The following is a 14,643-nucleotide window of genomic DNA, read 5'->3' on the forward strand; positions in this document are numbered from 1 at the left end:
ATGAAGCGCAAGTGGATCTGGGCATTGCAGTTGCCTTTGTTGTTGGGTGGTTGCAGCGCCCTGCTGCACAGCGAATACCGTCAACCGGAAGTGAAGACGCCGGCCTTCTGGTTTGGTGACGCATCCCGTGAGGGCTCATTGAGTGTGCGGGAGCGATGGTGGGAAACGTTTGATGATCCACGTCTGAACGCCTTGGTTGACGACGCTCTGGCGCGCAATAACGATCTTGCAGTGGCTGCGCTCAGAGTGCGTCGGGCAACGCTTCAGGCAGGACTCACCGGGACCAATATCACGCCCGATCTGGACGTGGGGGCGGGGGCGGACTGGAGCAGGAATCTACATCGAGACAATTCAGGCCAGCGTCGATTTTCCACGAACTCGTCGGTGCGTTACGAGGTTGATTTGTGGGGGCGGCTGGCGAGTACGCGCGATGCCGCGCAGTGGGCGCTGTTGGCGACCGATTTTGACCGGCGTGCCAGTGCGCTGAGTCTGGTGGGTACGACAGCGCGCCTTTATTGGCAGATCGGCCTGTTCAACGAACTGGCCCGGTCTGCGCGGGAAAGTATCCGGTACGCCGAGCAGACGTTGCAACTGGTGCAGTCCCAACGTCTGGCGGGTGCGGCGAGCGGACTTGAAGAGGCGCAAGCCGAGCAGGTACTGGCCACGCAGCGTGCTGTATTGAGCGACTATCTGCAGCAACTTGAAGTGGCGCGTAACGCACTGGCCATTGTCTTCGATCAGGCACCCGAGCATCGGTTTGCAGAACTTGTGCAATTACCTTCGATGGCATTGGCGAGTGTGCCGGCAGGCTTGCCGGCTGATCTGGTTGATCGACGCCCGGATCTGCAGGCGGCTGAATGGCGATTACGCCAGGCGCTGTCGAACTATGACGCAACGCGTGCCAGTTTCTATCCTTCGTTCACACTGACTGGCGGTCTGGCGACGGGTGGTAGTCGGGAGTTAAGCCAAGTGCTCAATAACCCTGTCGGTCTATTGGGCGTTGGTATCAGTCTGCCGTTTGTGCAATGGAATGTTCGCAAGTACACAGTGGGTATATCGGCGGTGGACTATGAGGCGGCGATAATCGATTTTCGCCAGAGCCTATATATCGCGCTGGCGGAAGTTGAAGATGCGCTGTCGGCGCAAGTGCAGTTTGCTGATCAGGGGGGACGGCGAGAGCAGGCTCTGGTCGCCGCAATGAAAGCCGAAGGGTTGGCCGAAATTCGTTATCGCAGCGGGCAAACGGGTATCAAGGAGTGGCTGGATCTGCAAGAGAGCCGTCGTGCTGCGCAAATTTCGCTGGCGCAGAATCGCTTCGACCGACTGCAGGCGCAAATGGGACTGTACCTGGCGCTGGGCGGAGGCTTCGCGCGTTAATTTATTGCGCAGACAAACGTTAACTTGTTGGAGCGTTGTTTTTAATTAAGGAAGATTGTGTCGCGTGTCTGGTTTTAGTTAGCGTATTTTTTTGATTTGGGTCAATGGTTTATATGCAATTAAGGTTGTAGGTTTTTGCGTGTTTGTTGATTTTTTTGAGTTTATTTAATTAATAAATAATTTCGATTGTGGGAATTTTCTTTATTGTTTTTAGTTGTTTCGCAATGTAAGGTGCGCGCTCTTTCGTCAGGGTCTTGATGAAAAGATGGGTGTTCGGTTGCAACACTCTTACTGCTGTCTCTGGTTGTGTCGGCAAGATGATGAACTATGAAGTTATTGCGCTGACGGCCGTTTGAGACGTTTATTTGAAATGGAGATCGTTATGTCGCTGCGTATTGGTTTTGGTCTGACTTTGGCCGCAAGTTTGCTGTTGGGTGCAGTCGTTGTTCAAGCTGCTCCGGCTTCCTGGTGGCTTTATGAGTCGGCTTCGACCGGCCGTACTATGTGCAGCAACGTTCCGCAAGCCAGTGGCTGGGTTCGTGTTGCCGGTCCTTTCAACAACGGCGGCTGCCGTCGGTAAGCACCGATAGGGAGGCTCCTTCTGTGAAGGGGCCTTTTTTGTATCTGCTGAAACCTGTTCGTTAGAGCCTTGGTGTTTGGCAGACAAAAGAAAACCCCCGACAAACCAGAAGTCTGTCGGGGGTTTCCTTTGTCTGGAGGAATCAGGCGTCTCGCAACGCCCGATTCAGCTCAGCTTATTGGCAAGCTTCGCAATCCGGCTCGTCGATGGCGCAAGCCTTCGGTACTGGAGCAGGGCCGGCAGGCGCTGCCAGGACCGAATCGTCACCGTGGTTGCCGCCGCTGGAAACAGCGTTCAGCTTGCCGGTGTTGATGGTCGACTTCTCGGTGCTGGTCGCAGCCAGGGCACGGAGGTAGTAGGTGGTTTTCAGACCACGGTACCAGGCCATGCGGTAGGTCACGTCGAGTTTCTTGCCCGATGCGCCGGCGATGTACAGGTTCAGCGACTGGGCCTGGTCGATCCACTTCTGACGACGGCTGGCGGCGTCAACGATCCACTTGGTGTCCACTTCGAACGCGGTCGCGTAGAGCTCTTTGAGTTCTTGCGGGATGCGCTCGATCTGCTGAACCGAACCGTCGTAGTACTTCAGGTCGTTGATCATGACCGAGTCCCACAGACCGCGAGCCTTCAGGTCGCGAACCAGGTACGGGTTGATCACGGTGAATTCGCCCGACAGGTTCGATTTCACATACAGGTTCTGGTAGGTCGGTTCGATCGACTGCGATACGCCGGTGATGTTGGCGATGGTCGCGGTCGGTGCGATGGCCATGATGTTCGAGTTACGGATGCCTTTCTGTACACGGGCGCGAACCGGTGCCCAGTCCAGGGACTCGGTCAGGTCGACGTCGATGTACTTCTGGCCACGTGCTTCGATCAGGATCTGTTGCGAATCCAGCGGCAGTACGCCTTTGGACCACAGCGAACCCTGGAACGTCTCGTACGAACCGCGCTCGTCAGCCAGGTCGCAGGAAGCCTGGATCGCGTAGTAGCTGACCGCTTCCATCGACTTGTCGGCGAACTCGACGGCAGCGTCGGAACCGTAAGGGATGTGCTGCAGGTACAGCGCGTCCTGGAAGCCCATGATGCCCAGGCCGACCGGACGGTGGCGGAAGTTGGAGTTCTTCGCCTGCGGTACCGAGTAGTAGTTGATGTCGATCACGTTGTCGAGCATGCGAACGGCTACGTCGATGGTGCGCTTGAGCTTGGCGGTGTCCAGCTTGCCGTCGACGATGTGGTTCGGCAGGTTGATCGAGCCCAGGTTGCAGACCGCGATCTCGTCCTTGTTGGTGTTCAGGGTGATCTCGGTGCACAGGTTCGAGCTGTGCACCACGCCGACGTGCTGCTGCGGGCTGCGCAGGTTGCACGGGTCCTTGAAAGTCAGCCATGGGTGGCCGGTTTCGAACAGCATGGACAGCATCTTGCGCCACAGGTCTTTGGCCTGGATGGTCTTGAACAGCTTGACCTTGCCTGGGTACTCGGTCAGGGCTTCGTAGTACTCGTAGCGCTCTTCGAATGCCTTGCCGGTCAGGTCGTGCAGGTCTGGTACTTCGGATGGCGAGAACAGGGTCCACTTGCCGTCATCGAAGACGCGCTTCATGAACAGGTCAGGGATCCAGTTGGCGGTGTTCATGTCGTGGGTACGACGACGGTCATCACCGGTGTTCTTGCGCAGCTCGATGAACTCTTCGATGTCCATGTGCCAGGTTTCCAGGTAGGCACACACAGCGCCTTTGCGCTTGCCACCCTGGTTAACGGCAACGGCGGTGTCGTTCACGACTTTCAGGAACGGAACCACGCCTTGCGACTTGCCGTTGGTGCCCTTGATGTACGAACCCAGTGCACGCACCGGCGTCCAGTCGTTGCCCAGGCCACCGGCGAATTTCGACAGCATGGCGTTGTCGTGGATCGCGTGGTAGATGCCCGACAGGTCATCCGGAACGGTGGTCAGGTAGCAGCTCGACAGCTGTGGACGCAGGGTACCGGCGTTGAACAGGGTCGGGGTCGAAGCCATGTAGTCGAACGAGGACAGCAGGTTGTAGAACTCGATCGCACGGTCTTCTTTCTGCTTCTCTTCGATCGCCAGGCCCATGGCCACGCGCATGAAGAAGATCTGTGGCAGTTCGAAACGCACGCCATCCTTGTGGATGAAGTAACGGTCGTACAGGGTTTGCAGGCCCAGGTAGGTGAATTGCTGGTCGCGCTCGTGGTTGATCGCCTTGCCCAGTTTTTCCAGGTCGAAGGAGGCCAGCACAGGGTTCAGCAGTTCGAACTCGATACCTTTGGCGACGTAGGCCGGCAGCGCCTTGGCGTACAGGTCGGCCATTTCGTGGTGAGTCGCGCTCTCGGCAACACCCAGGAAGCCCAGGCCTTCGGCACGCAGGGTGTCCATCAGCAGGCGGGCGGTCACGAACGAGTAGTTCGGCTCGCGCTCGACCAGGGTACGGGCGGTCATTACCAGCGCGGTGTTGACGTCGTTCAGGGCAACGCCGTCGTACAGGTTCTTCAGGGTTTCGCGCTGGATCAGGTCGCCGTCGACTTCGGCCAGACCTTCGCAGGCTTCGGTGACGATGGTGTTCAGGCGACCCATGTCCAGCGGCGCGAGGCTGCCGTCGGCGCGGGTGATGCGGATCGACGGGTGAGCGTTGACTGCGGCTTCGGCCGGAGCGTGGGCAGCGCGTTCTTTCGAACGGCCGTCACGGTAGATCACGTAGTCGCGAGCCACTTTCTGCTCGCCGGCACGCATCAGGGCCAGTTCGACCTGGTCCTGGATTTCTTCGATGTGGATGGTGCCGCCCGAAGGCATGCGACGCTTGAAGGTCGCGGTGACCTGTTCGGTCAGGCGGGCAACGGTGTCGTGGATTCGCGACGAAGCGGCAGCGGTGCCGCCCTCAACTGCGAGAAACGCTTTGGTGATAGCGACGGTGATCTTGTCATCGGTGTAAGGAACGACAGTGCCATTACGCTTGATCACACGCAGTTGACCAGGCGCGGTGGCAGCCAGATCCGAATTCGAATCGGCGGCCTGCGGCAAGGTGCCCTGCGGGTTCTCGCGAGTTGTGTCGGTTTGCATGGGTGTCTCCACGTTCTCTATGTTTGTTTGGGCACCATCACGGTGCCCACCGTTCCGTCCTGAAGCACTACGACCGGCCAGCGCCGGGTAACGACTTCGGGACAGTTCAGGAAGTGGGCCTTGTGGGCGCCGCTTCCATGCCGAAGTCTTCGGTTCGCGCGATACGCGTGAAACCGCATTCCTTTCGGGGAGCAGTTTTGAACTGCAACACCCGTACCGTTTACGCCGTGATCGGCTGAAAAACGGTAGCCATCCGCAGGCGCGGTTTGGGCTTCTGAAAATACGTTTGGTTCAACCCGACAATGGCAATAAAAAGCCTTGAATTCACTGTCCGGTTTGTGTTTGGTTTTTAGCGTCAAACCCTATATGTAGGGTTTTTTTGAGCGCGGGCTACAAGATAATGCGTTTTGGGGGGCGATTGCAACGGACAGCCTGTGGATAACCCTGTGCGTAAATTGTGTGCGAAACAGGGAATTCCTTTGTAGGCCGCGAACCTGCTGAGTTAGACCGTTTGTCACTGTTTTCTCTTCGGGAAAAACGCTTCAGCGGATTTTTAAGGGCGCGAACCCTATCACAAAAAACGGCCTTGTCCGAACGCATTTACCGACTTGTGATCTCGCTGTACGCCGTTTATACAATCGGCCCTGTCACACGCATTCTTATCCTCCTTAAAGATGACAAAAAGACGGGAGGATCCTTCCTTTATTCGCAACATCGGCAAGCAGAGGTCATCCGTGGAGCAAGAAGCCTGGCAGGTATTGATAGTCGAGGACGACCAGCGTCTGGCCGAACTGACCCGCGAATACCTGCAAGCCAATGGATTGCGCGTGGAGATCGAAGGCAACGGCGCCCTGGCGGCGGCGCGGATCATCAAGGAGCAACCGGACCTGGTGATCCTCGACCTGATGCTCCCCGGTGAAGACGGCCTGAGCATCTGCCGCAAGGTGCGCGACCAGTACGACGGGCCGATCCTGATGCTGACCGCGCGCACCGACGATGCCGACCAGATCCTCGGCCTCGACATCGGCGCCGATGACTACGTGTGCAAACCGGTTCGCCCACGGCTGTTGCTGGCGCGCATCCAGGCGTTGTTGCGACGCAGTGACGCACCGGAGTCGGCGTCGGGCAAACCCCGCCGTCTGCAATTCGGCCCGTTGGTGGTGGACAACGCCTTGCGCGAAGCCTGGCTGAGCGACAGCGGCATCGAACTGACCAGCGCCGAGTTCGATCTGCTGTGGCTGCTGGTGTCCAACGCCGGAAGGATTCTGTCGCGGGAAGAAATCTTCACCGCGCTGCGCGGCATCGGCTACGACGGCCAGGACCGTTCGATCGATGTGCGCATCTCGCGCATCCGTCCGAAGATCGGCGACGACCCCGATCACCCGCGCCTGATCAAGACCGTGCGCAGCAAAGGCTATCTGTTCGTGCCTGAAGCTTGCGTAGAACTGCCGCTGTGAACTCGATCTTCCTGCGCATCTACGGCGGCATGTGCGCGGCGCTGATTCTGGTGGCGGTGCTCGGCGTTCTGGCGCTGCACCTGCTCAATCAGGTGCGCAGCGAGCAGTACCGAGAGCGCCTGGCCCACGGCACGTTTTCGCTGATGGCCGACAACCTGCAACCGATGAACGAGACCGAGCGCCACCGCGCCTTGCTGGTGTGGGAACGGCTGCTGGGGATTCCGCTGGCACTGAAAACCTTCGCCCAGACCGATCTCGACCTCACCCAGCGCACCCGCGTGCAACGCGGCCAGGCACTGGTCGAGCAGACCGGGCCGCACGCGGCAAAGGTCTATCGACTGGTCAGCGACAAGGAGCAGCTTGTGCTGGTGGGCGAGGTGCAGCAGATCAGCGAGCAACTGGCCCGGGCGACCATTTATCTGCTGGCCGATGAGCTGGTGCGGGTGCCGGTGGGCGAGCAGCCCAAACGACTGGCGCAATTGAAGGAAGAGAAGGGCTTCGGTTTCGACCTGCGGTTGGTCACCGTGAACGAGGCCGACATGGATGAAGACCAGAGTCGTCGCGTGTCGGAAGGCGATACGGTGATGGCGCTGGGCAAGGGCGGGGACTCGATCCGGGTGTTCGCCGGGATGGTCGGTACGCCGTGGGTGCTGGAAATCGGCCCGCTCTATCAGATGAATCCGTACCCGCCGCAGTGGCTGGTGCTGATCGCCGCGCTGGGCCTGACCCTGATCGGTCTTATCGTCTATTTACTGGTGCGCCAGCTCGAGCGGCGTTTGCGTGGCCTCGAAGCGGCGGCCACGCGTATCGCCAAGGGCAGTCTGGAAACCCGGGTGCCGGCCCGCGGCGCCGACTCGGTGGGGAAACTGGCGGCGGCGTTCAACGGCATGGCCGAGCACCTGCAGCAATTGCTGGCGATCCAGCGTGAACTGGTGCGTGCGGTGTCCCATGAGTTGCGCACACCGGTGGCGCGCCTGCGCTTCGGTCTGGAAATGATCGGTTCGGCCACCACCCCGCAAGCGCTGGAAAAGTACCGTGAGGGCATGGACCACGACATCGAGGACCTCGATAAGCTGGTGGACGAAATGCTCACCTATGCGCGGCTGGAGCAGGGTTCACCGGCGCTGACGTTCCAGCGCATCGACCTCGATGCACTGGTCAATCAGGTGATCGAAGAACTGGCACCACTGCGTGCCGACGTCACGGTGCAACGTGGTTTGTGCCTGTCGGCCGCCGACTGCGACGATGCCTGGGTCGAGGCCGAGCCGCGTTACCTGCATCGCGCCTTGCAGAATCTGGTGGGTAACGCCATGCGTCATGCGCGCTCAAGGGTCACGGTCAGTTATCAGGTCGGGCAGATGCGTTGCCGGGTAGACGTCGAGGACGACGGCCCCGGTGTGCCGGAAAGTGCCTGGGAGAAAATCTTCACGCCATTCCTGCGGCTGGACGACAGCCGTACGCGGGCATCCGGCGGGCACGGCCTGGGCTTATCTATCGTGCGACGGATCATCCACTGGCATGACGGCCGGGCGCTGATCGGCAAGAGCAAGAGTCTTGGCGGGGCGTGTTTCAGCCTGAGCTGGCCGAGGAATCAGGAGCGGCGCTGAAGCCGCTCAAGCCTGGATGCTGACCAGGCTCAATAACTGCCCGTCGTGCACCCCGAACTGTGCGTCCAGTTCGGTCCCGTTGCGCCATTCGCTGGACAGGTCCGTCAGCAGTCGCAGTCGTACCTGACCCTGTTCGGTCCACTCGAGCACTTCGGCGTGCTCGAAATAGAAACGCTTCTGGACGATCGGGTACAGCGCCTTGAACAGGCTTTCCTTCACCGAAAACGTCAGCGTCACCCACAACGCCAGTTGATCGCGGGCGCCGGCAGCCATGCGCTGCAACTCTGCCGGCGTCAGAATCTCCCCGGCCAGCCGCTCGGCCCGTTCGGCGTTGAGCAGGTTTTCCAGGTCCATGCCCAGTCCGCGCCAGTGCTGCTTGTTGGCGACAATCGCTGCGGCCCGGCCGGTGCTGTGGGTGATCGAGCCGCAAATATGTGCCGGCCACACGGGTGCGCGATCCTCGCCAATGGCCGGGACGCTGCTTTTGCCTTCCAGTTGTTGCAGCGCGGCCCGGGCGCAAATCCGCCCGGCCAGAAACTCCGCCTGACGCTTAGCCACCGAGCGCTGGATGCTCGGCGGCGGCTCGATGGCGCTGCGGCGGAAGTCATCGCCGAGCAGTTGCGCCGGGTCGAAATGAGTGCTCAGCAGCACGGTGTCCGGCAGCACGGTCGGTAGCGGCCAGTGGGCATCGAGCGGGGTGCAGCAGGCGGGGAGGAGGGGGCTGGAATTCATGGCGGGCATTTTGCCGGGTTGCCTTCAGGCTGAATAGTGCGCTGGTGCAGATCGCTCTCGCGCAGAACGTGGGAGCGATCAGCATACTCCGGCTCAGCCAAAGATATTCTTGAAGAATGCCTGCATGTCCGCCCAGGACTTTTCATCCGCTGCCTTGTTGTAGCCGATATCCGGGCCACCGTGATCGCCATGGCTCAAGCGATCCGCGTCGGGGTTGGTGAAGCCATGCTTGGCGCCGTCGAGGCTGACGAATTTATAGTCGGCGCCGGCCTTGTCCATTTCAGATTTGAACGCCGTGACGTTGTCGGCGGTGACCATGCTGTCCAGCGCGCCGTGCTCGACGAGGACTTTGGCTTTGACACTGCCTGGTGTCGCCGGAGTGTTGGTGGCCAGTGCGCCGTGGAAACTCACGACACCCGCCAGCGGTACGCCCTGGCGAGCGGCATTCAACACCACGCCGCCGCCGAAGCAATAACCGATGGCGGCCAGTTTGCCGGTGTCGGTCTGCGGTTGTTTCTTCAGCAGATCAAGGCCGGCCTGGAAGCGTTTGCTGGCCGCATCGGCATTCTGGGTGGCCGCTTGCATGAATGCCATGGCATCTTTCGGGTGCTCGGTGTTCTTGCCTTCACCGTACATGTCGATGGCCAGCGCGCTGTAGCCAAGCCCGGCGAGATCCCGGGCGCGGCGCTTGGCATAGTCGTTGAGGCCCCACCATTCATGCACCACTACAACGCCCGGGCGCGGGCCTTTTATGGCATCGTCGAAAGCGTAGTAGCCGATCAGTTTGGTGCCGTCGGCGCTCTGGTAAGGGATTTCCTCGGTCTTGATGGCTGCCGCGCTGAGGCTGCTGAAGGCGAGCAGGGTGAGGGCTAGGAACAGGCGCATGATCGGGTCTCCTGACAATAAAAGGTCAAAACAGCCTAGTTCATTTGATTGCGCTCGGGTTCAGGGTGTGTTCAGGGCAGGTACAGGCCCGGTTCAGTAAGCTTGAATCATGTCCGAGGGGAGAAATAAACAGGACCCTCAAAAGCGGCAGTACACCGTTGTCGCAGGTATGCTGTTGGAGATTCTGATTTGCCCGGGAGAGCGTCATGAAACTGTTGGTCGTCGAAGATGAAGCGCTGTTGCGCCATCACCTGCAAACCCGCCTGACGGAAAGCGGTCATGTGGTCGAGTCCGTGGCCAATGCCGAAGAGGCGCTGTACCAGACCGGGCAATTCAACTTTGACCTGGCGGTGATCGACCTCGGCCTGCCGGGCATGGGCGGGCTCGACCTGATCCGCCAGTTGCGCTCGGACGGCAAGAGCTTCCCGATCCTGATCCTCACCGCCCGTGGCAACTGGCAGGACAAGGTCGAAGGCCTGGCCGCCGGCGCCGACGATTACCTGGTCAAACCGTTCCAGTTCGAAGAACTCGAAGCACGGCTCAATGCGCTGCTGCGTCGTTCCAGCGGTTTCACCCAGTCTTCCATTGTCGCCGGGCCGCTGCTGCTCGACCTCAATCGCAAGCAGGCGACCCTCGATGAGCAGCCGCTGGCGCTGACCGCCTACGAATACCGGATCCTCGAATACCTGATGCGCCACCACCAGCAAGTGGTGCCCAAGGATCGCCTGATGGAGCAGTTGTACCCGGACGACGACGAGCGTGATCCGAACGTGATCGAAGTGCTGGTCGGGCGCCTGCGTCGCAAGCTGGAAGGCCCGGCCGGGTTCAAGCCGATCGACACGGTGCGCGGCCTCGGCTACCTGTTCAATGAGCGCTGCACTTGATCCGTTCGCTTCGTGTTCGCTTGATGTTGGCTGCCACCACGTTGGCGGTGTTGTTCATGCTCGCCTTGCTCCCGGCGATGCAAGGTGCGTTCAGCCTGGCGCTGCAGGATTCGATCGAGCAGCGCCTGGCCTCGGACGTCACCACACTGATTTCTGCCGCGCGGATTGAAAACGGCCGGCTGGTGATGCCGATGCAGTTGCCGGACGAGCGCTTCAACCTCGCCGATTTCCGTCTGCTGGGTTACATCTACGACCGCGAAGGTCATCTGGTCTGGCGTTCGAAAGCGACCCAGGAAGAACAGATCAACTACAAACCGCGCTACGACGGGATGGGTAACGAGTTCGCACGGATTCGTGAGGCCAGCGGCCAGGAGTTCTTCGTCTACGACGTCGAAGTCAAACTGCTCGGCGGCAAGAATGCGGCGTTCAGCATCGTCGCGCTGCAACCGGTGCGTGAATACGAAACCACCCTCGAAGGCCTGCGGGAAAACCTCTACCTCGGTTTCGGCGCCGCGTTGCTGGTGCTGCTCTCGCTGCTGTGGATCGGCCTGACCTGGGGCCTGAAAGCCTTGCGCCGGCTCAGTCAGGAGCTGGACGAAATTGAAGGCGGCACCCTCGAAAGCCTCAGCGAACAGCACCCCCGTGAACTGCTGCGCCTGACCGGCTCGCTCAACCGCTTGCTGCACAGTGAACGCCAGCAGCGCAGCCGTTACCGCGACTCCCTCGACGATCTGGCCCACAGCCTGAAAACCCCGCTGGCGGTGTTGCAGGGCGTCAGCGAAGACATGGCCCAGCGCCCCGAAGATCGCGATCAGGCCTGGGTGCTGCAAACCCAGATCGAACGCATGAGCCAGCAGATCAGCTACCAGTTGCAGCGCGCCAGCCTGCGCAAAAGCGGTCTGGTACGCCATCAGGTGCACCTGCGGCCGGTGCTCAAAAGCCTGTGCGACACGCTGGACAAGGTCTACCGCGATAAACGCGTACGCGTGGCGTTCGACCTGCCGGAACACTGCTACGTGCCGATCGAGCAGGGCGCCTTGCTGGAAATGATGGGCAACCTGCTGGAAAACGCCTATCGCCTGTGCCTCGGCGAAGTACGCATCAGCGTGCGCGAAAGCCTGGCCGGGATCGAGTTGTGCATCGAGGACGACGGTCCCGGCGTACCGCAGCATCAGCGGGCGCGAATTCTTGAGCGCGGTGAGCGTCTGGATCGCCAGCATCCGGGGCAGGGGATTGGTCTGGCGGTGGTCAAGGACATCATCGAGAGCTACAACGCGAAACTGACGCTGGGTGATTCACCAATGGGCGGGGCGGCGTTCAGGATTCATTTTCCGGCGTTGTGACTGCCTACTGTTCCTGCGCCCGATAAGCCCCCGGCGTCAGCCCAGTCCACTTCTTGAACGCCCGATGAAACGCCGACGGCTCGGAAAACCCGAGCTGTTCGGCGATCTGTTGCAACGACAGATCCGCACGTCCCAGATGATAAATCGCGATGTCCCGCCGCAACTGGTCCTTCAACTCCTGAAAACTGGTGCCTTCCTCGCGCAAATGCCGACGCAGGGTTTGCGGGCTGATGTGCAGGTGCGCGGCCACGGCTTCCAGGTCCGGCCAGCGCGCGCTGTCATGGCTGAGCAGGCGACGCAATCGACTGCTGAGACTGTTGCCGTCATCCGGGCGTGACAGCAGGTCGGCGGGGGAGCGCTCGAGGAAATGCTTGAGCGTGCGCTCGTCCTGCAACAGCGGCATGTGCAGATAGCGGCTGTGAAACACCAGGCTGGTTTGCGTTGCCGAGAATTCCAGCGGGCAGGAGAACAGCAGATCGTATTCGGCCCCGTGCGCCGGTTTCGGGTAGCTGAAAGTAGCCTGTTCCAGACGAATCCGCTGGCCGATCAGCCAGCTGCCGAGGCGATGCCAGATCACCAGCAGGCTCTCGCTGAGAAAGTGATCCGGGTCCCACCATTGCGCATCGTCGAGGCTCAGGCGTACCCATTCGTCTTCATGGGTCAGGGTCAGGCGCGGAGCGTCGGGGAATAGGCTATAAAACAATAAGCCGCGTTGCAGAGCCTTTTCCAGGCTGCGGCAATGAATGATGGCGTGGCACATCATGGCGAAGCTGCCGGGTTTGCTCTGCGCGTTGCCGAAGCCCAGGCATTCGTCGTCCAGGGCCAGCCACAGGTTCTGGATCAGTTGGGTGAATTGTTCCGGGGCGATCCGCGCACGCGGCTCGTCGAGCAGTTCGGGACTGATGCCCAGCTGCAGCAGCAGGCCCGAATAATCGAACCCGCGACGGCGTGCGCCACCGAGGGCGGCACGGGCGAAATGACTGGCGATGGTGCGTTCGCGCATAAGCGGCAAATCCTTCCTCTGGCGACCGATGGTAGCCGGCGGCCTTGATCGGCAACAAGGCGGATTTCCGCCAAATTGTAGGACGAGACCCGGTGCGTTGGCGGAAATCCGCCATACTTGGGTAACCGAATGGTGACACAGAAAAACCTGCATCCCCTGATATCAAAAGGCTTGCAGCGAATTGCACCAAAGTGGCACGAGGTTTGCGATAAGAGCGACAGAAGCGTGCGCCGAGCCGGTCCGGAAAAGCGTCGTTCGACACAACAAATCCCTCCAGTGCAGGAGGGTTCGCAATTCAAGTGTCGCGTTCAACAGATGGATGTTGCTACGCGGGACTCTTGAGGAACTTTGCAATGACGACTCGTCAGCCACTGTACAAATCCCTGTATTTCCAGGTGATCGTCGCAATCTGTATCGGTATTGCGCTCGGCCACTACTACCCGCAGTTCGGCGTGGCCGTAAAGCCGCTGGGTGACGGGTTCATCAAACTGATCAAAATGATCATCGCGCCAATCATCTTCTGCACCGTGGTCAGCGGCATCGCCGGCATGCAGAGCATGAAATCGGTCGGCAAGACCGGTGGCTATGCACTCCTGTACTTCGAAATCGTTTCGACCATCGCACTGCTGGTCGGTCTGGTTGTGGTCAACATCGTGCAGCCGGGCAACGGCATGCACATCGATGTCGCCACCCTCGACGCCTCGAAAGTCGCTACCTACGTGGCACAGGGCGCTGACCAGAGCGTCGTCGGCTTCCTGCTCAACGTGATCCCGACCACCATCGTCGGCGCGTTCGCCACCGGTGACATCCTGCAAGTGCTGATGTTCTCGGTGATCTTCGGTTTCGCCCTGCATCGCCTGGGTGCCTACGGCAAGCCGATCCTGGACTTCATCGATCGCTTCGCCCACGTGATGTTCAACATCATCAACATGATCATGAAGCTCGCGCCAATCGGTGCCTTCGGTGCAATGGCGTTCACCATCGGTGCCTACGGTGTCGGCTCGCTGGTGCAGTTGGGTCAACTGATGATCTGCTTCTACATCACGTGCCTGGCGTTCATCCTGATCGTGCTCGGCGGTATCGCCCGCATGCACGGCTTCAGCGTGCTGAAGATGATCCGTTACATCCGTGAAGAGCTGCTGATCGTGCTGGGTACTTCCTCGTCGGAATCGGTACTGCCACGCATGCTGATCAAGATGGAGCGTCTGGGCGCGAAGAAATCGGTAGTGGGTCTGGTGATCCCGACCGGTTACTCGTTCAACCTCGACGGTACCGCGATCTACCTGACCATGGCGGCCGTGTTCATCGCTCAGGCGACCGACACCCACATGGACATCACTCACCAGATCACTCTGCTGGTGGTGTTGCTGCTGTCCTCCAAAGGCGCAGCCGGTGTGACCGGTTCGGGCTTCATCGTGCTGGCCGCCACCCTGTCGGCGGTAGGTCACCTGCCGGTAGCCGGTCTGGCGCTGATCCTGGGTATCGACCGCTTCATGTCCGAAGCCCGCGCCCTGACCAACCTGGTCGGCAACGCCGTTGCCACCATCGTTGTGGCCAAGTGGGTCAAGGAACTGGACACCGACGTGCTGCAAACCGAGCTGGCCTCGGGCGGTCGCGGTATCGTTGACCAGCGTCACGAAGACGACCTGGGTGTGGCCGAAGGCCCAACCCCGAGCAACGTGAAGTAAGCATCGCTTGATTGGAA

The 14,643-nt window shown here is 60.2% G+C and carries 11 protein-coding genes; 7 read left to right on the forward strand and 4 right to left on the reverse strand.

The window, feature by feature from the left end; translation table 11 throughout:
* Window positions 1-1,377: an efflux transporter outer membrane subunit gene (locus AC1RMX_RS17010; RefSeq protein ID WP_493072578.1), complete on the forward strand. Its 1,377-nt coding sequence runs from the start codon at window positions 1-3 to the stop codon at window positions 1,375-1,377.
* A gap of 382 nt (window positions 1,378-1,759) precedes the next feature.
* Window positions 1,760-1,957: a hypothetical protein gene (locus AC1RMX_RS17015; RefSeq protein ID WP_096818055.1), complete on the forward strand. Its 198-nt coding sequence runs from the start codon at window positions 1,760-1,762 to the stop codon at window positions 1,955-1,957.
* 175 nt (window positions 1,958-2,132) lie between these two features.
* On the opposite strand, the gene AC1RMX_RS17020 is transcribed toward AC1RMX_RS17015, so the two are convergent.
* The gene (locus AC1RMX_RS17020) at window positions 2,133-5,027 is read right to left on the reverse strand and encodes a ribonucleoside-diphosphate reductase subunit alpha (protein WP_096818053.1); all 2,895 of its coding nucleotides are present in this window, start codon (window positions 5,025-5,027) and stop codon (window positions 2,133-2,135) included.
* A gap of 734 nt (window positions 5,028-5,761) precedes the next feature.
* On the opposite strand from AC1RMX_RS17020, the gene AC1RMX_RS17025 reads away from it, so the two are divergent.
* Together AC1RMX_RS17025 and AC1RMX_RS17030 are read left to right on the forward strand one after the other, a co-directional pair.
* Window positions 5,762-6,484 carry a response regulator gene (locus tag AC1RMX_RS17025; RefSeq protein WP_493072579.1) on the forward strand — a complete coding sequence of 241 codons (723 nt, stop codon included), beginning with the start codon at window positions 5,762-5,764 and terminating at the stop codon, window positions 6,482-6,484.
* A complete protein-coding gene (locus AC1RMX_RS17030; protein ID WP_096818050.1) occupies window positions 6,481-8,091 on the forward strand; it encodes an ATP-binding protein in 1,611 nt (536 codons plus the stop codon). Before AC1RMX_RS17025 ends, AC1RMX_RS17030 begins: the two co-directional genes overlap by 4 nt.
* 6 nt (window positions 8,092-8,097) lie before the next feature.
* On the opposite strand, the gene AC1RMX_RS17035 is transcribed toward AC1RMX_RS17030, so the two are convergent.
* On the reverse strand, window positions 8,098-8,823 hold the full coding sequence (locus AC1RMX_RS17035) for a 4'-phosphopantetheinyl transferase family protein (protein WP_096818641.1): 726 nt from the start codon (window positions 8,821-8,823) through the stop codon (window positions 8,098-8,100).
* Window positions 8,824-8,916: 93 nt separating this feature from the next.
* Window positions 8,917-9,708, reverse strand: coding sequence for a dienelactone hydrolase family protein (locus tag AC1RMX_RS17040; RefSeq protein ID WP_493072580.1), 792 nt, complete (start codon window positions 9,706-9,708; stop codon window positions 8,917-8,919).
* A 206-nt stretch (window positions 9,709-9,914) separates the two neighbouring features.
* Here AC1RMX_RS17040 and AC1RMX_RS17045 point away from each other — a divergent pair, with 206 nt between their 5' ends.
* Window positions 9,915-10,592: a response regulator transcription factor gene (locus tag AC1RMX_RS17045; protein WP_096818046.1), complete on the forward strand. Its 678-nt coding sequence runs from the start codon at window positions 9,915-9,917 to the stop codon at window positions 10,590-10,592.
* Window positions 10,589-11,935: an ATP-binding protein gene (locus AC1RMX_RS17050; protein WP_493072581.1), complete on the forward strand. Its 1,347-nt coding sequence runs from the start codon at window positions 10,589-10,591 to the stop codon at window positions 11,933-11,935. Before AC1RMX_RS17045 ends, AC1RMX_RS17050 begins: the two co-directional genes overlap by 4 nt.
* A gap of 4 nt (window positions 11,936-11,939) precedes the next feature.
* On the opposite strand, the gene AC1RMX_RS17055 is transcribed toward AC1RMX_RS17050, so the two are convergent.
* Window positions 11,940-12,938: an AraC family transcriptional regulator gene (locus AC1RMX_RS17055; protein WP_493072582.1), complete on the reverse strand. Its 999-nt coding sequence runs from the start codon at window positions 12,936-12,938 to the stop codon at window positions 11,940-11,942.
* A 353-nt stretch (window positions 12,939-13,291) separates the two neighbouring features.
* Between AC1RMX_RS17055 and AC1RMX_RS17060 the strand changes: the two genes are divergently transcribed.
* Window positions 13,292-14,626, forward strand: a complete 1,335-nt coding sequence (locus AC1RMX_RS17060; RefSeq protein ID WP_096818039.1) for a dicarboxylate/amino acid:cation symporter — start codon at window positions 13,292-13,294, stop codon at window positions 14,624-14,626.
* The last annotated feature ends 17 nt before the right edge of the window (window positions 14,627-14,643 follow it).

This window comes from Pseudomonas sp. GW822-FHT03F04 (assembly GCF_058801405.1).